The 22,209-nt window shown below is 45.3% G+C and carries 22 protein-coding genes; 13 read left to right on the plus strand and 9 right to left on the minus strand.

Annotated elements, in window-relative coordinates; all coding sequences use genetic code 11:
- Positions 1–37 precede the first annotated feature (37 nt).
- Positions 38–1,117, plus strand: coding sequence for a DUF3616 domain-containing protein (locus ACL6C3_RS07160; RefSeq protein WP_413166479.1), 1,080 nt, complete (start codon positions 38–40; stop codon positions 1,115–1,117).
- Between the two features lie 32 nt (positions 1,118–1,149).
- Here the strand turns inward: ACL6C3_RS07160 and ACL6C3_RS07165 are convergent, their stop codons facing one another.
- The 5 genes from ACL6C3_RS07165 to ndhC form a co-directional block, all read right to left on the minus strand.
- Entirely contained in the window at positions 1,150–2,415 is a 1,266-nt protein-coding gene (locus ACL6C3_RS07165) for a M16 family metallopeptidase (RefSeq protein WP_413166480.1), read from the minus strand.
- A 209-nt stretch (positions 2,416–2,624) separates the two neighbouring features.
- Positions 2,625–4,253: a hypothetical protein gene (locus ACL6C3_RS07170; protein ID WP_413166481.1), complete on the minus strand. Its 1,629-nt coding sequence runs from the start codon at positions 4,251–4,253 to the stop codon at positions 2,625–2,627.
- Between the two features lie 346 nt (positions 4,254–4,599).
- The gene (locus ACL6C3_RS07175; protein WP_413166482.1) at positions 4,600–5,106 is read right to left on the minus strand and encodes an NAD(P)H-quinone oxidoreductase subunit J; all 507 of its coding nucleotides are present in this window, start codon (positions 5,104–5,106) and stop codon (positions 4,600–4,602) included.
- Positions 5,099–5,827, minus strand: coding sequence for an NADH dehydrogenase subunit K (locus ACL6C3_RS07180; RefSeq protein WP_413166483.1), 729 nt, complete (start codon positions 5,825–5,827; stop codon positions 5,099–5,101). Before ACL6C3_RS07180 ends, ACL6C3_RS07175 begins: the two co-directional genes overlap by 8 nt.
- Before the next feature lie 23 nt (positions 5,828–5,850).
- Entirely contained in the window at positions 5,851–6,213 is a 363-nt protein-coding gene (gene ndhC / locus ACL6C3_RS07185) for a photosynthetic/respiratory NAD(P)H-quinone oxidoreductase subunit C (protein WP_413166484.1), read from the minus strand.
- Between the two features lie 205 nt (positions 6,214–6,418).
- Here ndhC and ACL6C3_RS07190 point away from each other — a divergent pair, with 205 nt between their 5' ends.
- The 6 genes from ACL6C3_RS07190 to ACL6C3_RS07215 all read left to right on the plus strand — a co-directional run bounded on the left by ACL6C3_RS07190 (position 6,419) and on the right by ACL6C3_RS07215 (position 8,824).
- Positions 6,419–6,760 (plus strand): rubredoxin, encoded by a 342-nt coding sequence (locus tag ACL6C3_RS07190; RefSeq protein ID WP_413166485.1) that lies wholly within the window; start codon positions 6,419–6,421, stop codon positions 6,758–6,760.
- A 26-nt stretch (positions 6,761–6,786) separates the two neighbouring features.
- On the plus strand, positions 6,787–7,797 hold the full coding sequence (locus ACL6C3_RS07195; RefSeq protein WP_413166486.1) for a photosynthesis system II assembly factor Ycf48: 1,011 nt from the start codon (positions 6,787–6,789) through the stop codon (positions 7,795–7,797).
- Between the two features lie 298 nt (positions 7,798–8,095).
- Positions 8,096–8,347: a cytochrome b559 subunit alpha gene (gene psbE, locus ACL6C3_RS07200; RefSeq protein ID WP_413166487.1), complete on the plus strand. Its 252-nt coding sequence runs from the start codon at positions 8,096–8,098 to the stop codon at positions 8,345–8,347.
- A 22-nt stretch (positions 8,348–8,369) separates the two neighbouring features.
- On the plus strand, positions 8,370–8,507 hold the full coding sequence (psbF, locus tag ACL6C3_RS07205) for a cytochrome b559 subunit beta (RefSeq protein ID WP_413166488.1): 138 nt from the start codon (positions 8,370–8,372) through the stop codon (positions 8,505–8,507).
- Between the two features lie 9 nt (positions 8,508–8,516).
- Positions 8,517–8,636 (plus strand): photosystem II reaction center protein L, encoded by a 120-nt coding sequence (locus tag ACL6C3_RS07210; protein ID WP_413166489.1) that lies wholly within the window; start codon positions 8,517–8,519, stop codon positions 8,634–8,636.
- 68 nt (positions 8,637–8,704) lie between these two features.
- Positions 8,705–8,824: a photosystem II reaction center protein J gene (locus tag ACL6C3_RS07215; RefSeq protein WP_413166490.1), complete on the plus strand. Its 120-nt coding sequence runs from the start codon at positions 8,705–8,707 to the stop codon at positions 8,822–8,824.
- 112 nt (positions 8,825–8,936) lie between these two features.
- Here the strand turns inward: ACL6C3_RS07215 and ACL6C3_RS07220 are convergent, their stop codons facing one another.
- Positions 8,937–9,587, minus strand: a complete 651-nt coding sequence (locus ACL6C3_RS07220) for a YdcF family protein (protein ID WP_413166491.1) — start codon at positions 9,585–9,587, stop codon at positions 8,937–8,939.
- A 249-nt stretch (positions 9,588–9,836) separates the two neighbouring features.
- Here ACL6C3_RS07220 and ACL6C3_RS07225 point away from each other — a divergent pair, with 249 nt between their 5' ends.
- From ACL6C3_RS07225 to ACL6C3_RS07240, 4 genes are all read left to right on the plus strand, one after another.
- Positions 9,837–10,838 (plus strand): 2-keto-4-pentenoate hydratase, encoded by a 1,002-nt coding sequence (locus tag ACL6C3_RS07225; protein ID WP_413166492.1) that lies wholly within the window; start codon positions 9,837–9,839, stop codon positions 10,836–10,838.
- Between the two features lie 213 nt (positions 10,839–11,051).
- Positions 11,052–11,972 carry a TIGR01777 family oxidoreductase gene (locus ACL6C3_RS07230; protein WP_413166493.1) on the plus strand — a complete coding sequence of 307 codons (921 nt, stop codon included), beginning with the start codon at positions 11,052–11,054 and terminating at the stop codon, positions 11,970–11,972.
- 7 nt (positions 11,973–11,979) lie between these two features.
- Complete coding sequence (locus ACL6C3_RS07235) at positions 11,980–13,398, plus strand: GTP-binding protein (protein WP_413166494.1); 1,419 nt, start codon at positions 11,980–11,982, stop codon at positions 13,396–13,398.
- Positions 13,399–13,968: 570 nt separating this feature from the next.
- Positions 13,969–15,471 (plus strand): sugar transferase, encoded by a 1,503-nt coding sequence (locus ACL6C3_RS07240; protein ID WP_413166495.1) that lies wholly within the window; start codon positions 13,969–13,971, stop codon positions 15,469–15,471.
- A 61-nt stretch (positions 15,472–15,532) separates the two neighbouring features.
- Here the strand turns inward: ACL6C3_RS07240 and ACL6C3_RS07245 are convergent, their stop codons facing one another.
- The 3 genes from ACL6C3_RS07245 to ACL6C3_RS07255 all read right to left on the minus strand — a co-directional run bounded on the left by ACL6C3_RS07245 (position 15,533) and on the right by ACL6C3_RS07255 (position 18,534).
- Positions 15,533–16,309, minus strand: coding sequence for a WecB/TagA/CpsF family glycosyltransferase (locus ACL6C3_RS07245; RefSeq protein ID WP_413166496.1), 777 nt, complete (start codon positions 16,307–16,309; stop codon positions 15,533–15,535).
- A 43-nt stretch (positions 16,310–16,352) separates the two neighbouring features.
- Entirely contained in the window at positions 16,353–18,005 is a 1,653-nt protein-coding gene (locus ACL6C3_RS07250) for a B12-binding domain-containing radical SAM protein (protein WP_413166497.1), read from the minus strand.
- Positions 18,006–18,279: 274 nt separating this feature from the next.
- Complete coding sequence (locus ACL6C3_RS07255; protein WP_413166498.1) at positions 18,280–18,534, minus strand: SemiSWEET transporter; 255 nt, start codon at positions 18,532–18,534, stop codon at positions 18,280–18,282.
- A gap of 384 nt (positions 18,535–18,918) precedes the next feature.
- Here ACL6C3_RS07255 and ACL6C3_RS07260 point away from each other — a divergent pair, with 384 nt between their 5' ends.
- Together ACL6C3_RS07260 and ACL6C3_RS07265 are read left to right on the plus strand one after the other, a co-directional pair.
- Positions 18,919–20,574, plus strand: a complete 1,656-nt coding sequence (locus ACL6C3_RS07260) for a DUF3352 domain-containing protein (protein ID WP_413166499.1) — start codon at positions 18,919–18,921, stop codon at positions 20,572–20,574.
- A 348-nt stretch (positions 20,575–20,922) separates the two neighbouring features.
- Positions 20,923–22,209, plus strand: a complete 1,287-nt coding sequence (locus ACL6C3_RS07265; protein WP_413166500.1) for a WcaI family glycosyltransferase — start codon at positions 20,923–20,925, stop codon at positions 22,207–22,209.

The following is a 22,209-nucleotide window of genomic DNA, read 5'->3' on the forward strand; positions in this document are numbered from 1 at the left end:
AACATCAAAGACAACTGTAATTTGATTAATTAATCTAATGCCACAAGGTTTTTTATTGAGTCGGGTGTTACTGCGGTTTGAGGATAATTCCGATGATTTAGTCGGCGAACTCTCAGCCGCAGCCATGACCCCAGATGGTAGTCTGTGGGTGGGTTCTGATGAGTTGTTGGGAGTCGAGAGACTGTCCCAAATTGAACCGTTTGTTTTTGGCAATCACCAGCATTTTTCTCTGTTGGATTATATGGAACTCCCCAATACGGAGGATGAAATTGATATCGAGAGTTTGGATTATTCTAACGGTTATTTGTGGGTGATGGGTTCTCACAGCACAAAGCGGAAAAAACCCAAGCGAAAAGATCCTGAAAAAGATGTGGAGCGATTATCGAGGGTGGAGTCGGAGGCGAATCGTTATTTATTGGCTCGTATTCCGGTTATTGATGGTAATTTAGTTAAGTCTTGTTCTTTGAAAGATGATCCAAAAAAAGAACGGAGTGCAGCCCGTTTAGAAATCACCGACAATACTAATATTTTAGTGGAAAGTCTCAAAAACGATCCTCATCTTGGCACTATTGTTTCTAGCGGTTTACCGTCTAAGGATAACGGACTGGATATTGAGGGTTTGGCGATTCATGGCGATCGCATTTTCTTAGGCTTAAGAGGGCCGGTTTTGCGGGGTTTGGCGGTAATTTTGGAGATCGATGTTGAAGAAAAAGAACCCGGTGTTTTAGCCCTAAAACCCATAGAAAAGGACGGTCAACTTTATCGCAAACATTTTATTGAGTTAGATGGATTGGGAATTCGAGAACTTTTTTTACATAATGGGGATTTAATTATTCTCGGAGGCCCTACAATGGATCTAAATGGGGCGATGCGAGTCTTTCGCTTGAAAAAGATTGCCGAGCGAACCGAGGAAATGATTTATTGGCAGGATGGTAAACATTTAGAAGTGATGTTTGATTTGCCGATTAAAGTTGGGGCGGATAACGCCGAAGGAATTGCTCATTTTCCCTGTTTGGGCGAATCGGATTCGGTGTTAATTGTTTATGATTCTCCCGCTCCCGAAAGAAGGCTTAAACCGAATGAATTATTGGCTGATGTTTATCGGCTGAAGTCTTAATTCATCCGTCTTTAGGGATTGAATTTCTCTGATTAACCCGGCCGAACAATCGTAACCGCATGAGAATCTAGGCTTAAATATTTTTGAGCTAATTCTTGGATATCGGAGGTGTCAAACGATTGAATTTCTGTCGGGTATATGACTGAAAATTCCGGTTGAGATACGGTAAAATAGTAACCGTATAAGCCCGCGAGTTGAGCCGGAGTTTCCGTAGAAAAAGCGTAATCATTGCACAGTAAACGTTGACTTCGTTTGAGTTCGAGTTCCGAAATCGGTTCGCTGTGCAGTTGAGAAATACAATCGAGTATTACCTGTTCAACGCTTTCAATTTTTTCGGGATCTAATAAGGCGTTAATTGTCAGTATGCTCGATTCTTGTTGCAAAGAAAAGCTACTGCTTAGATGATGAACCCATTGGAGTTCCTCCCGCAACACCCGCACCAAACGGGAGCTTCTCCCTTCGGCCAAGATCACCGAGAGCAAATCCAAACCGTAGCCCTCCCGCAATTGTTTGACATTGGGGCCTAGCCATGCTATACTCATTCTGGCTAGTTCGGCGTTGGGAAGTTGTAGTTCTTGACGGCGAATTTCTCGAAGTTTCGGTTCTGGAGTTAAACCGATACAGGGACAACGCTCGGGAGTGGGAAATCGATTAAACGCTTCTTCAATCGTTTTCAAGGCGCGATCTTGTTTAACTCCACCGACGATCGCCACGACCATGTTTTCCGGTTGGTAGTGGGAGCGATGAAAACAGCGCATTTCTTCTGGCGTTCGCTGCATTAATTTTTCAGGAGTTCCCAAAACCGAACGTCCGTAGGGATGATGAGTGTAAACCGTTTCCATCAAGGACTGAAACTCAATCCAATCGACATCATCTTCAGCCTGACGAATTTCTTCTAAAACCACATCCCGCTCTCGGATAAACTCATCATCAGGAATTGTGGCGTTTAGGAGTAATTCGGCTAAAGTCGGTAAAGTTTCTTCGAGGTATTGAGAAGCCGTTGTAATGTAGAAATGAGCGTAGTCGTGACTTGTAGCGGCGTTGGCGACTCCACCCCGACTTTCAATCACCTGATCGAAGATTCCCGGAGCAATTTGATCGGTTCCCTTGAAAATCATATGTTCTAGGAAGTGAGCCATACCAGACCAGGGTTCAGGCTCTTTTCTGGCTCCCGCTCCCGTCCAAACATCAACCACAACCACAGGAGTTGCAGAAATCTCCTGATGAATCACCGTTAATCCATTGTCGAGTCGAAAAATCGTAGCAGGAAACTCTAAAGCGCTTTGCTGTTGAAACAATTTGATTGAAGTTAAACTTAACTTAATTTTTTGCTAATCCTTTGATAATATCGCCTTTGAGTGCCGTGATTTGAGTATTTTGATACAATTTTCTCAAAACTGTTAGAAATCTTCACAAAAAAAATCATCCCAGGAGTCTGTCAAGATCGATGAGATCAGCCTTGAATGTCCTGGGAATGACTCAATACACAAAACTTAACGACTTCTAATTAAACAATCAGATTGGGATCGGGAGTCGGAACAATAGGAGCCGGAGTCGCGTTCGCCAGAGGATCGAAACCTCGGACGCGGATGGGGTCTGGGTTGATACCACCGCCCGGTTGAGCAAATTGGTTCTCGGGCGGGAACGGTTCGAGATTGGAAAGTCCGAGCGTCCCTTGAGCGGCCTCGCCAAAATCGAGGGTATAGGCGGGAATTGGAGTTGTTACGTTCTCCAGATCGTCGGTTGGTTCCACTCGCAGGATATAAGACTCTTCTAGGGAAGCCAAACCCGTTACCGGATCGATCGGCAGGGTCGGGGGTAAATTCCGAAAGATAAAGTTTCCGTTGAAGTCGGTTGTCGTGCTGGGTTCCTCGTCTCCAAGTTGACCATCTTCATCGAGGTCGAGGTAGACCGTTGCACCCTCAACGACCTCGTCGGTCAAACCCGTGAGCGGATCGACATCTAACAGGGAGTTGGCGTTCAAGTCGTTGAAGACCACACCGGAAATACTGTTGGGTACGGGTGTAATTCCTGCCGCATTGAAGACCAGTGTAGAGTTGACTTGGCGAGCCTCATCCGGAGGAATGGTAGCCCCAATTTCACCCGGAACCAAGCCCACAGGAGGAACTGGAGAGGTAAATACATAAGCCGACGAAGGTAAATTGTTACCAAAATCTAGGATAAATCCCCGAGCAAACCGTTCGGGTTCTTCTCTTTCAATGAACTGAGCGAAGGGGTTTTGCGGATCGTCGGCTCCTGGAATAGAAGTATCTAGATTGGAAAAGATGTAGAATCCATCGTCGTCAGTGGTTACGCTGCTAACATTCCCATCTCCATCGAGAATATCAATGTCAATTCCCGCCTGTCCGGGTTCAAAGGGCTGCGGCTGACCATCACCGTTGAGGTCGCGGATCACACGACCGTAGACGCTATCCGGATCGATAACGGGGATGTCCACTTCATTGACGGTTGCCGCAGCTACCGGAGCAACAATCGGGTTATCTCCCAGCACCTCAAACCCGCCGGGAAGTTCGGTTCTCAGCAGATAAGAACCGGGTAGCAAGTCTCCAAAGAAATAGAAACCCGCTTCGTTCGGTTCCGAAAAAGGTTCGCTGAGTTCGCGGAAACCGCTGTTATTGAGGTCAATGTAGACAATTGCACCGGGAAAGCCATCGGCTAGCGTGGGTTCACCGAGTTCCCCAAATGGCTCGTAGATTTGATTTCTGTTGTTGTCAACGTAAACCGCACCGCGAATCACTCCAGTTGTGGCAACGGGGGTAGGGGGTGGGGTGGGATTAACGTTGAGAATATTGACATCAATCCGCTCGTTGGGATCGCCTGTTGTTGCCAAAGATAAAGGTACACCGACGGGTTCATTGAAACCGGCGGGAGTAACCTGATCTAGGGTAAAGGTTCCTTGCGGTAAATTCGTAAAGGTATATTCACCCAGATCATCCGTTAACGTGGTTAGTTCACCACCCTCGGGTATGCCATCCCCATCAGTATCAGTACCCGGATCGGGTACACCATTTCCATTTTGATCTAGAAATACCGTAACGTTGCGAAGACCTTCGCCGAGATCAAAAACACCATCGCCGTTAATATCCTGAAATACTGATCCTCGAATAGTACTCACAATTTAACTCCTCCACCAAAGTATTGTACGAAGACGAGTCCCGCAGGACTGTATAAAGTTGCAACCTAAATGGTATCGTACATATGCGTTCTCAAAAATCTAGAGTGAACTGCATTCAACCCAGACCAGAACGCGATCGCGATCGTAGGCAACTATACCAGACTTTTCGGAAATCTGGCAATGCGTTCGGATCGCCTATTGTCCTATAATGGATCACCTTTGCCGATTCCCCCAACCAAGAATTGTCATTGAGTGGCAATTACCCATTAAATTTTAATCAGCACTCCCCCCAAATGACAGGAGTGCTGTGTGGTCTCAAGATGAAATTAATCTAACCCAACAATTGTTAATAGGCATCTTGCAACTCGTGGAAATCAGGAGAGATGTAATCTTTCCGCAACGGCCAGCCAACCCAATCTTCGGGCATTAAAATCCGCTTCAGATTCGGATGGCCTTCGTAGACGATACCGTACATATCATAAGACTCCCGTTCTTGGAAGTCGGCCGCTTTCCAAATCCAGTACACAGACGGAACTCTAGGATCATCGCGGGGAACAAATACCTTGACGCACACTTCTTCGGGTTGTTCCACATTATCGTCAACTTTTACCAAATGATATACGCTGACGAGATCTTCGCCCGGGCCGAGGTCGTAGGCACACTGACACCGCAAATAGTTAAATCCGTTGGCGTAGAGTGCCGTAGACAGGGGAATCAGGAAATCCCGACTCACCTTAACGATCTCCACTCCCGAGTGATCCGGGCCTAAGGATTCGTGTTCAAAGCCATTTTGACTGAGCCACTGGGACACCGGGCCTGCTTCAACAATTGCTGTTTCTTCAGTCTCAGCCACGTTGTTGTTCCTCCTTGGTTTGTTCTGCTAACAGTGCCGGCGCTACGGGCATTCCCATCGCTTCGGTGAGTTGTTTCGGCGGGGTTTGACGGGTTTGAGACTGTAAATATTGACCCGTTAAAATCGGTTCAACCGCCTTCATTTGATGGGAACGAGTGTAATAACGGTGAGTTTGTTGTAAGTTTCCTCGTTCCTGAAATGAATCATTGGAAATTTTCTTCCGCAGTTTGATGATCGCATCAATGATCGCTTCGGGACGGGGAGGACAGCCGGGAATATACACATCCACCGGAATCAGTTTATCTACCCCTCTAACTGCGGTGGTCGAGTCCATACTAAACATCCCGCCCGTAATTGTACAAGCTCCCATCGCAATCACATACTTGGGTTCGGGCATTTGTTCGTACAACCGCACCAATACCGGTGCATATTTCATCGTGATTGTACCGGCCGTAATCAGTAAATCGGCTTGACGGGGACTTGAACGGGGTACCAAACCGAAGCGATCAAAGTCAAACCGAGAACCAATTAAGGCCGCAAATTCAATAAAGCAGCAAGCCGTACCGTAAAGCAACGGCCACAAACTCGACAGTCTCGCCCAGTTATACAGATCATCAACAGTGGTTAAGACCACGTTCTCCGACAGTTCTTGAGTAACTTGGGGTCGTTCTATGGGATTAATAATTTTTTCCGGGTTCGGGGAAATACTTTGGCTCGTCATAATTTCTGTGTGATTCTAACAACTTAAGACCATTCCAGGGCGCCTTTACGCCAAGCGTAAACTAACGCAACTACTAGAATGGTAATAAAAATCAAGGCTTCGATAAACGCTAACAATCCCAGCTTGTGAAAAGCCACAGCCCAGGGGTAGAGAAACACGGTTTCTACGTCAAAAATGACAAACACCAGGGCAAACATATAGTAGCGAATATTGAACTGAATCCAAGCTCCGCCAATCGGTTCACAACCCGACTCGTAGGTGGTGCGTCGGACGCCACGTCGGCTTTGAGGACGTAATAGCTTCGATGCACCCAAAGCGAGAATCGGGACTAGGCTACAGATAATCAGGAAGCCTAGAAAGTATTCATAACCACTGAGAATAAACACGATGACTGATTCAGTGCGATTGTACTATCAATTGTCTTTTACATTATATAGTTGCCTTGGGTAATCTTTTCAGTGACTGGTGACTGTCCCCCTTCCCCCTTCCCCCTTCCCCTTTCCCCTTCCCCTTTCCCTATTCACTTTGGTGAGATTCTGTAATATTATGTAATAGACATTTTAAGAATTAAGCCCTTCTCCAGGTTAAGCTATGAGCGAGCAAGCGACTGAAGTTCAACCGCTAGATCAGTACGAATGTAGAGCCTGTGGCTACGTCTACGAACCCAACAAAGGAAGTTCAATGGGAAAAGTTTCCGTCCCTGCCGGAACAGCCTTTGAAGAACTTCCCTCCGGCTGGCGTTGTCCAGTCTGCGGGGCGCCGAGAAATCAGTTTTCTAACATTGGATCGAAAGAAGGCCCTTCCGGGTTTAAAGAAAATTTGAACTATGGCTTGGGTGTCAATACACTCTCCTCTCAACAAAAAAACCTACTCATTTTTGGTGGACTTGCCTTAGGCTTTCTGTTTTTTATGAGCTTATATGCTTTGAAATAAAAGCAATTTGAACCGTTCTAAACCCCATGAATTTAATGAAATTTTTGCGAAAAATTCTAGTTGTATTTGCTGTTATTCTCCTGTGTACCAGTTGTAAATTTCTTCCCGCCCTCACTTACAACCCTTGGGAAGTTGTTCCCACCGCTACCGACGCCAATTTATTTGATGTCGCTTTTTCAGAAAATGACCCCAATCACGGATGGGTTGTGGGTAGTAATGCCACCCTATTAGAAACAACCGATGGCGGTAACAGTTGGGAAACAAAAGCCCTCGACTTGGGCGAAGAAAAGGCGCGGTTAGCTTCGGTGAGTTTCTCCGGTTCCGAAGGATGGGTCGTCGGTGAACCTTCGGTTTTATTACACACCACCGATGACGGAAACTCTTGGACTCGCATTCAACTCAGTTCTAAACTTCCCGGAGCGCCTTATAATATTGTGGCATTGGGTCCGCAATCAGCCGAAATGACAACCGATGTCGGCGCCATTTACAAAACAGAAGATGGCGGTCAAAACTGGAAAGCCTTAGTTGAAGAAGCCGTCGGAGTCGTTCGTAATGTCGCCCGTTCCTCTGATGGTCAATATATGACCGTATCGGCGAAAGGAAACTTTTATTCGATGTGGACACCGGGATCAAAAGCTTGGGAACCCCACAACCGTTATAGCTCTAAACGCCTAGAAAACATGGGCTTTGGTCAAGACGGGCGTTTGTGGATGATCGCCCGAGGCGGTGAACTGCGCTTTGGCGACCCCGAAAACCCCGAAGAATGGAGCGAAGCCATTCAACCCGAATATGCGACCAGTTGGGGATTATTAGATTTAGCCTATCGTACCCCCGAAGAAATTTGGGTCAGTGGCGGGAGTGGAAACTTGGTGTGTAGTTTTGATGGCGGAGAAACTTGGCTCAAAGATAAACAAGTTGAAGATATTCCCGCTAACTTTAACCGCATTAAGTTTATGAACCCCGAGAAAGGTTTTATCCTCGGTCAAAGGGGAACGCTACTGAGATATACAGGTGAGCCTTCTCAAACGGCCGCTTGAACTCTAAACTGATTTAGACCCGATCGTTTGTTCAATTGGCTTGTTACGAATCCACAAATTTCGTATCATAATACAGGGAGAGGCGTTTACCACTCTTAAACGCTCTCAGACTCGAAACGTCTAAATTTGAAGTCGGGAAAATGTTGGATTCCCCTGCTTCAAGAATCGGGATAAAAATAGAACCGGCCTCTGTTAAAAAGCAGGGGAGATTGGCTTTTCAAACCCCATTGACAAAACGTAGTATAATTTCAAGTCACAGAGCCAAATTTGTAAACCGTTGTAATCAGGAGAATTGCACATGGCAGGCGATACCGGAGAGCGTCCCTTTGGGGATATTATTACCAGTGTTCGGTACTGGGTAATTCATAGCATCACCATTCCGGCTTTGTTTATTGCAGGTTGGTTATTTGTCAGCACGGGTTTGGCTTACGATGCTTTTGGCACCCCCCGTCCTGATGAGTATTTCCCCAGTCAAGAACGTCAAGAAATTCCGATTATTTCTGATCGCTTTAGCGGCAAACAACAAATCGACGAATACACCAGGAAGTAGTATAAATTAGGAGTTTTATAACATGACCAGCAGTTCCAATCGCAATGAACCGATAAGCTATCCGATTTTTACGGTTCGTTGGCTCGCCGTTCACACCCTGGCCGTTCCCACCGTATTTTTCTTAGGCGCGATCGCCGCCATGCAGTTTATTCAACGCTAGGAGGTTTTAATGGATCGCAATACCAACCCGAATCGTCAGCCCGTCGAGTTAAACCGGACTTCTCTTTATCTGGGTTTACTCTTGATTTTTGTACTGGGTATTTTATTCTCCAGTTACTTCTTTAACTAACGAGAATATCATTCTCAATTTAGCTCGCCATTGAGTCGGTAATGTTTTGAAATAAGAGGTAAAAAACCGTGTCTGGACAAGCCCGAATTCCCTTGTGGTTAGTCGCAACCGTTGCAGGAACAGGTGTATTAGTAGTTGTTGGTCTGTTCTTCTACGGTTCTTATGTGGGTGTTGGTTCTGCCATGTAAGACAGAAGCCATGAGGCTAATCCAATATAGAACTTTTGTTTAACAACAGTTCAGATCAAAAAAAATCCCGCTTCACAACGAGCGGGATTTTTAGTATTATTATCAATCAGTCTTAACCCGGTTCAGGTAACGGTGCTGCATCTCGTTCTGCGATCGCCCGACGTAAAGCATAGCGGGGATTAAGATTTTCACCGGCCCAACCCGTAAACGTCCAGACCACCGCCCGACTCACATCTCGCGCAATGCGAACCCCCGACTCAGAAGGATAACCTTCAGTCGGAATGGAAACTGGAGTAAAAACAATCCCTTGACTCCCCAAAACAACAGAAGCGATCGCCTTCGCCCGAGACATATGAAAATCTGAAGTGATCAAATAAACATGAGAAATATCCCGTTTTTTCAAATCCTCAACCAAAGTTGAAAAGTTCGTCACCGTGTCAACGGCGCGATAGTCGAGATGAACTCGCTCCAAGTCAACCCCTGCTTTTTGAAAAACCTCGGTGGCGCTGCGCCGATCCACACCCGATGACACCCAAACTTCTAAATGATCGTGTTGTTTGGCAAACTCTGCGGTAAATTCTTCTCGATTTGGACTTCCACCCAACATCAGAATCCCTTGAGGTTCGGGGGCGGTATGAAGTGCTAAAGTGGATCGAACTGAAATCACATTTGCTAAAGTTGTTAAGGCAACACCGACTGATAAGGCAGACGTTACGCCTAAAGTGGGTAGATTAATAGATCGAAAGAGTTGTTTAATATTCATATGACTCTTTTTAACCGACTTGCTCCCGTCAAAACAGCCTCTAAGTATTCTTAGAAATCGAGATGCACAAATTTCGCTAAACTCTGTTTAAATACACTCCCACCCTGCTGCTGTAATCCCTTGAGAATCTATCAAATCCCTGTTTCTAAGATAAAATTAAAACCTGAGCAGTGACTTCCCCAATTGAGAGGAAAAATGCTCACCCGATACGAGCGAAATCACACTGCTTTCATCTATCTATTGAAACAAATGCCAACTCGAGTTAATCATTTGTGGCGTCGATTCTCAATCATTGCAGTTTGTGCAACTGTTAACACATTCGTCTGTTTAAAATGGGCAAACGCCACAGGTTCTCCTGACACAACCTCGACATCGGATCGCTGTTCGTTAACCCCAAGACGAGAACGTGATCTCCTCTCCACCGAAAAAAAAATTGCCACAGACACCAGTTTAGCGCAACAACTGGCAAATACCTACCTAAAACGCGAACAGGTTCCCGCCCTCAGTGGCGAGATGACCTTACCACAGGGGATTCTCCTGCAAAAACAATTTGTGGAAATCCTCACTTCCCATTTAGGCCCAGTCGTCGGTTACAAAGCCGGACTGACAAACCCCGTCGCCCAACAGCGTTTAAACGTATCCCATCCCGTCCGGGGCGTTCTCCTCAAACAGATGTTACTCGATAACGGCGCCGTTGTCTCCCCAAATTTTGGGGCCAGACCTCAGTTTGAAGCCGATTTAATGGTTCGAGTCGGCGATGATAGCATTAACCAAGCCACCACTCCTCAAGAAGCGCTTGCCGGTTTAGATGCGGTGATTCCGTTTATCGAACTGCCCGATTTAGTCTATCAAAGCGATGTTAAACTCAACGCAGGCGCTCTAGTTGCGATCAATGTTGGGGCGCGTTTGGGCGTCTTGGGTCAACCTATCCCTTTGGAAGCGACACCCGAATGGGAACAACGCTTAGGAAATATTCAAGTCATCATGTTCGATGACAACGGAAAAGAACTCGCCCGGGGCGAAAGTTCAGCTTTACTCGGACATCCTTTAAAAGCCGTATTGTGGCTACGAGACGACCTCAAAGCCGCCGGGATACGCCTTAAGCCCGGAGATTTGCTCTCTCTCGGCACGATTACCCCCTTAATGCCCGTTCAAGCAAAAACTACCATTCGCGCCCGTTATATCGGCTTAGAACCCCAACCCGTAGAAGTTTCGGTTCGTTTTTCAGAGGGAATGGGGGAAAGGCAATAGGCAAGAGGCAATAGGGGGAAGGGGAAAGGGGAAAGGGGAAAGGGGAAAGAGTTTTTTCGATGGCTTCTTTCCTCCTGAACACAGGAACTTCTGACTTTTGACCTCACGACTTCTGAGACAACCCCAGTCGTCTTTAGGTCGGTATAATCAAAAACAAGTTGAAATTGATCGCATATCGAGTCACCAACTGAGTCAGTCAGCAGTTATAAATTGATGAAAGTAGCAATTACCGGAGCAACAGGATTTGTCGGGACTCGCTTGGTCGAGCGACTTCACGCAGAAGGACATCAGGTGCTAGTGCTAACCCGCAACCCCGAACGGGGTCGGCGAATTTTTCCCAATTCAGCCTATCCGAATTTAGAAATTGTCGGCTATACTCCTACAGAATCCGGATCTTGGCAACAAGCGATCGCCGGGTGTCAGGGCGTGGTTAACTTGGCGGGTGCTTCTATTGCGGAGGGACGCTGGACCCCCCAACGCAAACAAGAAATTATCAACAGTCGCGCCCAAGGGACCGAAAAACTGGTTGAAGCCATTCTACAAGCCGATCCCAAACCCTCAGTGTTAGTCAATTCTTCGGCAATTGGCTATTACGGCACCAGCGAAACCGCCACTTTTGACGAAACCAGTCCGCCAGGAGATGATTTTCTCGCCCAAGTGTGTAAAGCTTGGGAATCGGCCGCCGAAAAGGTAAAAACAGCACCTACCCGCCTGGTAATCGTCCGCACCGGAATAGTATTGGGAATGGGAGGCGCCCTGGCGAAAATGCTGACCCCGTTTAAACTCTTTGCCGGTGGGCCTTTGGGTTCGGGAAAACAGTGGTTTTCTTGGATTCATCGGGATGATTTGGTGAATTTAATGATTTTTGCGCTGACTCACCCGGAAGTCGAAGGGGTGGTCAACGGTACCGCTCCCAACCCGGTTCGGATGGAACAATTGTGTAATACACTCGGAGAAGTTCTCCACCGTCCCTCCTGGCTACCGGTTCCCGATTTTGCGTTAGAAACCCTGTTGGGAGATTCGGCGAAGTTGGTTCTCGAAGGTCAGCAAGTCATCCCCAAACGGACGGTATCCTACAATTTTAATTACCAATATCCCACCGTTAAACCCGCTTTAGAAAATATTGTCCGATAGTAGTATTATGACTTCCTCTGACTCCCCCGACTCCTGGGATCTCAATCGCGCCCGTCGCAGTCTCCGACAGGCGATAACCCGCTATTCTCACAAACGACGCCAGCGACAAAACGCGCCGGAATTGCAGGCGACGCTGAAAACTCAGTTGGATGTTTTGGCGGCGAGTTTGGATAAACTGGATCGGGGTTTGGTGCGAATTGCGGTTTTCGGGTTGGTGAGTCGGGGAAAGTCGGCGGTGTTGAATGCGCTGTTGGGGGAACATATTCTGCAAACCGGCCCTTTAAACGGCGTGACCCAGTGGCCCCGTTCGGTGCGCTGGACGGTTCCTTCTCGCTACGATGACCAACGGGATAATATTCCGGTGGAGTTAATTGATACGCCGGGACTCGATGAGGTGGGGGGTCAGGTTCGGGGTGATATGGCGCGTGAGGTGACTCGTCAGGCGGATTTGATTTTGTTTGTGGTGTCAGGGGATTTGACTCGCACCGAGTATGAGGCGCTTTGTGAGTTGCGAAAGTGTCAAAAACCGTTGATTGTTGTTTTTAATAAGGTTGACCTGTACACCGACACCGAACAACAGGCGATTTACTCCAATTTACAACGGTTAACGGCCCCAGACGGGCTGGATTTTGATTTTGATGATTTAAACTGGGACGGGCCAAGCGAACCGTTGACAGTCGGAGAAGCGGCGAAAACGGACTCCTCTCTACTAGAAGTGGTGCGGGTTTCGGCTGAACCGGCTGCGGTTCAAGTTCGCTTGGAATGGCCCGACGGTCGGGTGAGTTTGGAATGGGAGACTCCTCCGCCTCAAATTGAGGAATTGAAAAGTGCTATTGTTAATATTTTGCATCAAGAAGGGCGATCGCTTTTGGCTTTAAATGCTTTGGTTCAGGCAAAAGAGGCGGAAAAGCGGATTGCTCATCAAACGATTAAGCTGCAAGCATCGGAAGCTGAGGCGTTAATTTGGCAGTTTACTAAGTATAAAGCGATCGCCGTTGCTATTAATCCGATTGCTGTTTTGGATGTTTTGGCGACGACTATCAGCGATTTAATTTTAATTCGTTCTCTGGCTCGTTTGTACGGTTTGCCGATTACAAATTATGAAGCGAGTCGGCTTTTACGAACAATTTTGTTGAGCGCCGGCGGGATGATTCTCGCGGAATGGGGAAGCGGTGCAATATTAGGATTGGGTAAAAGTGCTGCGGGGTTGGCGACGGATATTTCGACCTATGCGGGTGTGGCTTTGACTCAAGCTTCGATTTCGGCTTATGGAACTTATACTGTAGGTAAAGCTGCTCAGGTTTATCTCGAACAAGGTTGTACTTGGGGAGAGTCTGGGATTGATACGGTGATTCAAGAGATTATTAATCAAGTCGATCGCGATACAATTGTTTATCGATTGCGACAAGAATTAACCAATCATTAGAATTCTTCATGTTTTTAATAAAACAAAAGCCGATTATTGATTGGTAATCACTCGTTCTATAATATTAGCGCAAAGCGGGGAAATTCGCCAGGATTTGATATGATAGACTGGTAATCGCCCTCGAGAGTTGGGCAAATAAGCACAATCCCTCATTTGAGACGGTCTCCAGTCTTGAATCAAGATTGATTCTCCGGTCGTTGATGGGATGATCTTGAGCTAGCTTTTTTCTCAATTTCAGTTGATAACGAGCTTCACTTCCAAAACGGAAATCATCTCAACTCTAAAGGGTATTGAGGTCGTTTACAGATTCTGACTTTTTTAGATTGTATCATCAATTCTGCTTTAGTTGTTGATTTTACAATTCAATTTTACTCAACTGTGTTAGGCTTGATTTTTATTCAAGTTGAACGGAGTTAATTTCAGCAGTCGGTTTAGTTAATCAGGGTGGCATTTTTATCTTAATATCATTAATCTTTGAGCCAAATTTTGATCGAACAAAAGCTCAAATTTCATCCGTGAAAAATCAATTGACTTTCAATTTTGTGAATTTTTAACCAGAGTGATCAAACCATGATGAAGAATGTGCCGAACCCCGAAAAAAAATCCGACCCCGAAATTGAAAAGGGTCAATATCAAGATCAACGCGCTCCTAATATTTTACTTCATATTGACCAGGGCGTTGCCGTTGCTTTAGTCCGAAATTTGATTCTTTTGTTGTTTGATGCCACCTTTATTTCTTTGGGATGGTTGCTGGCGAAATGGGTGGTTATGAACTCGGAATATTTTCAAAGTGTTGACTCATTTGATCTGATTGGAACTGCAACAAATCAACCGGGTTTTTTACTTCCCATTTTGGCGATTACAATTGGTATTATTTCAGCCGCAGGCCTTTACAGTCGCCGGGATAGTCGCCGCCGTTTCTTGCGGTTAATTAGTTGTTTAACCTTGGCTCAATTTATCTTAATTGTCTTGGCTTTTCTCTACAGACCGGGCGTATTTATATCTCGCTCTCTTTTCTTGCTGGCTTGGCTTTTTACCCTCACTTTTGTCTTGATGGGTCGGTTTTTATTAGAGTTAGCCGTCATCACGGTTCGCAGCAAAGGAATATTAACCCGGAAGATATTTTTAATTGGAACTCCTCGGGATACATTGGCGGCAAAAATTGCGCTCAAATTAATTAGTAATCGCGAGTTTCAAGTCGTGGGTCAACTTGATTTATCGACCATTGAAGGACAACAACAATGGCCTAGTGTTCTCGAAGATATTCAGGGTAAAGGCATTGGAGAAGTGTTTGTTTGTTCTTGGCAATCCATCCCAAATCCCATGTCTTTTTATTGGAATTTAAAAACCGCAGGAATTAACCTACGAGTCTTACCTGTGGGTTTAGAACTTCCCTATCAATCCCCCCAAATTGAAATGATTGGTCGAATGCCAACTATTCAGTTTACTACACCTGCAATTATAGGAACTGATTTCTGGTTGAAGCGGGGATTTGATTTAACTTTTTCGATATTGCTGTTAATTTTTATTAGTCCGATTTTGCTGTTCATTGCAGTTTTAATTAAACTGGACTCGCCGGGGCCGATTTTCTACAAACAAACTCGTTTGGGTCTGCGAGGGCGGCATTTTAAGGTTTGGAAATTTAGAACAATGGTGATTAATGCCGACCAATTAATGAAAGAATTAGAAGCCAAAAACGAACTGAAAGGCGGTGTTTTGTTTAAAATGAAAGATGACCCCCGCATTACCAAAATTGGCAAGGTTTTGCGTAAATATAGTTTGGATGAATTGCCCCAATTAATTAATGTTCTGCGAGGTCAAATGAGTTTAGTCGGGCCGCGTCCTTTGCCTTTGCGAGATGTGGAAGGTTTCGCCCCTCATCACTTCGCCCGACAAAATGTTTTACCCGGAATTACCGGGTTGTGGCAGGTTTCAGGACGTTCGGATATTATTGATTTCGAGAATGCTTTTCGTCTGGATGTGATGTATATTAATAACTGGTCACTATTGCTGGATTTTCAGATTTTATGGAAAACCGTTCAAGTGGTTTTAAATCGCAAAGGGGCTTATTAATTAATCACGATTTTCTGTTTTGCTAAACACCCCCCAAGTCTCTCAAATCAAACTCATTCATTCACTCTGACCATTTTTTGACCGGAAGTACCCGAATCAATTGCAAAAATAGTAGAATCAAATAAAGCGGATTGAGGAGTACATATCGTTTCCAAAGCCGTTTGGGTTCCTGCCAAAGTCGAAACGCCCATTCTAAGCCGCCTCGTTGCATCCAAGCCGGGGCTTGAGGTATATTTCCGGCATGAAAATCAAACGCCGCCCCCACACACAGTATCGGACAATTTAACAACTCTCGATGTTCAAACGCCCAAGTTTCTTGACGGGGACACCCCAAACCGACAAATAAAATATCTGTTTCTGAGGTTTGAATTTGTTGGATAAAAGCCGCATCTTCTTCTATCGTTAACGGGCGATAGGGCGGGGAAATTGAACCACAAATTTTGAGAGTCGGAAATTTTTCTTTAAGATTAAACGCCAATTTTTCTAACACTTTGGGGCGGGAACCGTAAAGAAAAATCTTCGCCCCTTGTTGGGCGGCTTTTTCACAAACGTACAGGGTTAAATTGGGGCCGTAAACTCGGTCTTTGAGATTGGTTTTGTAAAGTAAATTCAACGCCCAACGCACGGGTTGACCGTCGGGACAAACTAAATCAAAGCGGTTTAAACGATAGCGATAAGCCTTGTCTAAAACCGCCGTCATAATGCCGTGAACGGGTTGGGCGGCGACAATATAGGATTGATGATTTTTAGCCGCATTCATCACATGATTGACTGCACTTTCGTAGTCAACTGCACTAACTTTAACCCCTAAAAGGTTATATTTTCCTAAATCTAACATTAGATTTCCCCGACGATAGCCCAGATCAATTAGGCTGTTTTAATTATACTTGATTGACCGGGATATTAGGGAAATTTTGTAGTTTTATAAAGTGAGAATTTGCCTCGGCTAAATGTTTTTTCAGTGTGGTGTCAGGAAGTGGCCCCTGTAGATGAGACCAGGGGAGAACATCATCGAGATGCCAATTCTCATAAACATAAAAATCAAGTTCGGGTAATTGTCCCCGCAACTGTTTAAACGCCCGTCGATAACTTCCCAAAGAATCCCCATAGTCTCTTACTAATTCTAGCAGATGAGAGATGCGGCGATCGCCCCGGGAAATCAAAGCTTGAATAACCGACCATTTATAGCTTTCCGGACGAAAATCTATCCCATTTTTACGAAGATTTTTTTCAAGAAATTTCAGTCTTTTTTCCGCTTCTGAGTTCACCCCAAACCATTGAAAGGGAGTGTGAGATTTCGGGACAAAGGTACTACAACCGAGGGTTAATTTTAAACCGGGGGCGGCTTTTTTGAGGTATTTCATCAAATTAAAAGTTTCTTCTAAATCTTCCGGTTCTTCGCCGGGAACTCCCACCATTCCATAGAGTTTTAAGGCTTTTAATCCTCCGGCTTTGGCGTTAATAGCGGCTTGAATGATTTCCTCATTCTCCAATTTCTTGTTAATAATCTTTCTAATTTTATCGCTCCCACTTTCTATCGCAATGGTCAGACTTTTTGTATCTCGTTTTGCCAAAGTTTCTGCAAGCTGAACCGTCACCGTATTAGTTCTCACCGAAGCAATACTTAACCGGACATCCTCATATTTCGGCTGACTCAAATAGTCTAATAACTCGTTAAATTCGGGATGCTGAGTCACAGAAGCCCCCAACAAACCAATCCGGTTCGTAACCGTTAAACCCTGTTCAATCGCCGGAATTAATGAGGCTTCTAAACTGGCAGTTCTAAACGGTAACGTGAGATAACTCGCCAAACAAAAGCGGCACATTTCCGGACAACTGCGAACCACTTCCACCATAAAAATATTTTCCCAGGCGGCTTTTTCGGTGACAACAGTAGAAGCAGATAAGGTATTTCCCCGATAGGTTTGTTTCTGAACTTTTGCGGGAATTTCTGCTGTTATCGGTTCAATAGCTGTTATTTTCCCATCTGGACTGTCATAACTGACCTGATACAAACTGGGAACATAAACGCCGGGAACTTGGGCGAGATGTTTTAATTTTGTTTCCCGGTTCGCCGTTCTAACTTGTTTGTAGGCGTCGATCAAATTGGGTAATAAATCTTCTCCATCTCCCAACAAAATAATATCAAAAAAATCGGCAAACGGTTCGGGATTGGCGGTTAAAACAGGCCCTCCGCCAAAGACTAAGGGATGAGAATCTTCTCGATTTATTGAACGAATAGGGAGATTGAGAAATTCCAACCGTTCTAAAATATTGATATAATCCAGTTCCCAAGAAACGGAAAATCCCAATAATTCGGGTTGGGCGGGTAAAGGTTCGGAAATATCAGTAAATAGCCGGCTGACTTGTACATCGGAACGCAAAGCCAAAGTTGCCCAAACAATTTGATATCCTAAACTGGTAATTCCGACTGTATATTCATTAGGAAATGCAAAAATAATCGGAATGGCGTTCACATCGGGCGACGCCGGAGTAAATAAAAGACGTTCGGAGTCGAAAACAGAAGTATTCACAAGTCGGGTGAAAATTAAATAAACATCAATAAACGGCAGATTGCCTTATAAAAAATTGGGATTCTGAAAATTACGATTTTCCAGAATAACAGTGCAAGCGTCTCGCTTAGTTGTTAATTTTCCTTTGAAAACAACAGTTTTCTACAAAATCCCAATCCCTGGCTGCGGAATTTTAAGAGTTCCAAAGATATACATTCTATCAATGGATAATTTACAATTGATAATTGATCATTAATTAATGAGGTTGAAGACCTCTCCTGATCAATGATTGAACCTATCTATATTTTAGCTTAAAAAAGAGAATTGTTGAAGCCAAACTCAAGGTGACAATATTGGCAGCTACAACCGGTAAATCTCCAATTAAAGCCCCATAAACAATCCACAAAAAAACACCCGTACAAAAAATCACAAACATTTCTAGAGAAACATCGCGAGTTGATTTTGTTTTCCAGGTTTTAATCACTTGCGGTAAAAAAGCAATTGTTGTTAAACTACCTGCAAGCAGTCCAATTGCTGTCGTAAAATCCATCCCAGTATGACCCCGAATTTCGCCTTTATCATTTTAGTTTACCGGAATCGGGAATTGGGGGGGTCGGGGAGGATGGGCAGAAAAGAAGTCAGAAGTCAGAAGTTAGAAGTCAGAAGTTCAGGAGTCAGTGACCACCTCAACAGTGACCAGTTCTACAGTGACCAGTTCTACAGTATCCAGTACCATGCTACTGATAACTGGTAACTGTAAACTGTAAACTGCCTATTGCCGGGCCGCAAGATTGCCGGGCCGCAAGATTGCCTGAAAAACGGGTTCGGTGGTGACGGGTTCGGTGGTGACTGTAAATTGCCTGTTCCCCGTTAACTGGACTAGAAACTTTAAGATAAATAGATATTGCCAACTGAAAACGGTGAACTCGAAAAAATGCCACTGAAGAAACTTAACTTGCTGGTTGCAACTGCAACTGTAATCTGCGTGGGTGCTTTAACGAGTCTGGTTTATCTCAAAACCGCTAGAGTACGAGCTTACACTATAGCCGAAAGTGCCAAGTTCGTACCCGATGAAGCAATGATGGCAACTTTTATCTCCCCGACTCCAGAAGCGATCGCCCACCTCAAGCAGTTTGGGACGCCAGAAGCGCGAACTTGGATCGCTCAAAATTTAACCGCTTTTAAACAAAAAAGTCTCGCGGATACGAGCCTAAATTTTGATCGCGATCTCCAGTCTTGGATGGGAGGTGTGATGGTTGCATTTTTACCGGATGAAGACCAACAACCCGACCAACAAGAATCAGAAGATTTTGATCTGTTGATGGTTATCGGGATCAAAAACCCGATCAAAGCTTGGCATTTTGCTCGCCAGTTTAACGCTCAACCCGATCTTCAACGTCAGCAACGCAATTACAAAGGAGTCGAAATTGTTGAGTATACAGAGTCAGAAGGCAGACGCTACAATGTTGCCGTCGTTGACAATCATGTGATCGTTGCTGCCGATCCGAGCGCCATTGAACGGGGAATTGATACGGCTCTGGGCGAGGAATCTTTAGCCAGTGTAACCGAAAGCAATCAGGTGTTTCTCAACAGTGTCGATGTCCCCCATCCAATTCTGACCCTTTACGTTGCAGAATATCCCACCTTTGTTAAACAAATCACCAGCGACGTTTCCGGTTCATCCCAGTTATCAATGCAGCTTTTATCGCGAATAAAGCCTGTAGAGTCTGTGGTTCTCGCAATTGGCGTCGATCGAGCCGGAATTCGTCTCAAAGCAACCACTAAACTCAATAATCGCGCTACCCGTCAATCTCAGCAACCTCAACTCGATCCCCTGGTGACTCGCTTTCCCACCGATACCATTGGATTAATTCACACCCAGGGAATTAAGCGCATTTGGTCGGAAATTCTCACCATCTCCGAAGACAATTCCGATCTCAGGCGTTTGGTTCGACAACTCCGACGGGGACTGAATGCCATTAACTTAGACGCGGATGAAGATGTGTTTGGCTGGATGGATGGTGAATTTGCACTGGGGTTGATCGCTTCCGATGAAGGAGTGCTGGCTCCTTTAGGCTTGGGAGGGGTGTTAATGCTCGAAACGAGCGATCGCGCCGCCGCCGAGAGAATGCTCGCTCAACTCGATACAGTCGTCTCTGAGAGCAATCCGCCGGTGAACGTCGAACAGCGGAAAATCGCCGGCGTTGAAGTCACCGAATGGAAAGATCCCCAACAGGGAACTTTATTTGGTCACGGTTGGCTACAATCGAATTTAGTGTTTATTGCCTTTGGTGGGCCTGTGGTCGAAGCGATCACCAGCGAACCTCAACTTCCGCTTCCGGCTAGCCCCCGCTATCAGAATGTTACCGAATTGTTACCCCAACCCAACCACAGTTATGTCTATCTAGACGTTGAGGAGTTGGTGACTTGGGCGACCGGTTATCTGATCGCGGCACCGGCGATCGCGGTTCAACCGAATGCTTTAGCTTTGGTTAATTCAGTTCAAGGTTTGGGGGTTAGTGCCACTCGCCTCGATTCACAAACTGCTAGAGTAGAAATGATTTTAACACTGAAGGCAAAAAGAAACTGAAAAGTGAGTGGTCAATGGGGGGAAATGGGTAAGATGTTATATAGTTTGGCAAAAAATATTAATTCAATGCCAGATCTGGGTGTATCCAAGTTGCCGATCTGAGTTCTTGCTCACCAACGTGTTTTTATTGAGTCGGGTTGGGGTTGAGCATCAACAGAGAGTCAAAGCCAAGTGTTGCATTTTAAGAGTGTCAAAGCCAGCTAGTTCGCGAGTGAGCTAGACTGTGATGATCCAGGCCGCACCAAGCCGACACGGTGAGGATGGGGGTAGAAGCTAAAAAGTCCCGAAGCTCAACTTTTGCCTTTTCCCGAACCCGTAGCGGTATATCTTTAACCATTGCCAAAGATTATGCGTATTTTAATCTACTCCTATAACTACCATCCGGAACCCATTGGCATCGCCCCTTTAATGAGCGAGTTAGCTGAAGGACTGGTCAAGCAAGGTCACGAAGTTCGAGTGGTCACGGGAATGCCCAACTATCCCCAACGCCGCATTTATGAGGAATATCGAGGGAAATTATATGTGACCGAGGAGAGAAATGGGGTAACGATTCAACGCAGTTATATCTTTGTGCGCGGTCCGGAACCGGGTGTATTGGATAGAATTTTACTGGATGGAAGTTTTATTTTTACCAGTTTATTTCAAGCGATTAATGGTTGGCGACCGGATGTTATTTTTGCCACCGAACCGCCTTTATTGGTCTGCGTTCCGGTGGCTCTTTATGCTTGGGTGAACCGCTGTCCGTTTGTGTTAAATATTCAAGATATTGTTTCGGAAGCGGCCGTCCGGGTTAACCTGCTCAAAAAAGGCGGGCCGTTGGTTGCGATCGCCGAAATGTTAGAAAAGTTTGCCTACTGGCGGGCCGATCAATTGAGCGTAATTGCGACGGGATTTATTGAAGCTTTAGAACGCCAAGGTGTTTCGTCGAAAAAGATCACTTATATTCCAAATTGGGTTGATACGAATTTTATTCGACCTCTACCCAAAGGGAATAATTACTTCCGAAAAAAATATCAACTCGAAGATAAGTTTGTTGTTTTGTATTCGGGAAATATTGCCCTAACTCAAGGTTTGGAAACGGTTATTCAAGCCGCAGCCCAATTAAAAGATATTCCCGAAATCGTTTTTGTGATTGTCGGAGAAACCAAAGCGTTAGGACATTTAGAAGAATTTTGTCAGACTTGGAACGCTAGCAATGTTCGCCTATTGCCTTTTGAACCCCGAGAAAAACTTCCCGAAATGCTCTCGGCTGCCGACTTGGGTCTGGTGGTTCAAAAAAGTCACGTAACGGTTTTTAATTTGCCCTCGAAAATTCCGGTTTTGTTGGCGAGCGGATGTGCAATTGTTGCTTCGGTTCCCGATACCGGAACTGCCAAAGAAGCCGTTCAAAAAAGCGGTGGAGGTGTGGTGGTAGCGCCCGAAGATGCTGAGGCGTTAGCGGAAGAAATTAAACATCTTTATCACCATCCCGAACAGGTAAAAAGTTTGGGCGAACAGGGCAGAAAATATGCGGAAGAATGCTTTTCGTTTGAGGAAGCGTTGAAACTGTATGAAGCCCTATTTTCGCAAGTGGTTCCGGCGGAAAAAGTTTCATTATTTAAACCGATGATCAAGCAAAATTCTGACTTGCATTAG

The sequence above is a fragment of the Capilliphycus salinus ALCB114379 genome (assembly GCF_047276495.1).
GTDB classification, from domain to species: domain Bacteria; phylum Cyanobacteriota; class Cyanobacteriia; order Cyanobacteriales; family Microcoleaceae; genus Capilliphycus; species Capilliphycus salinus.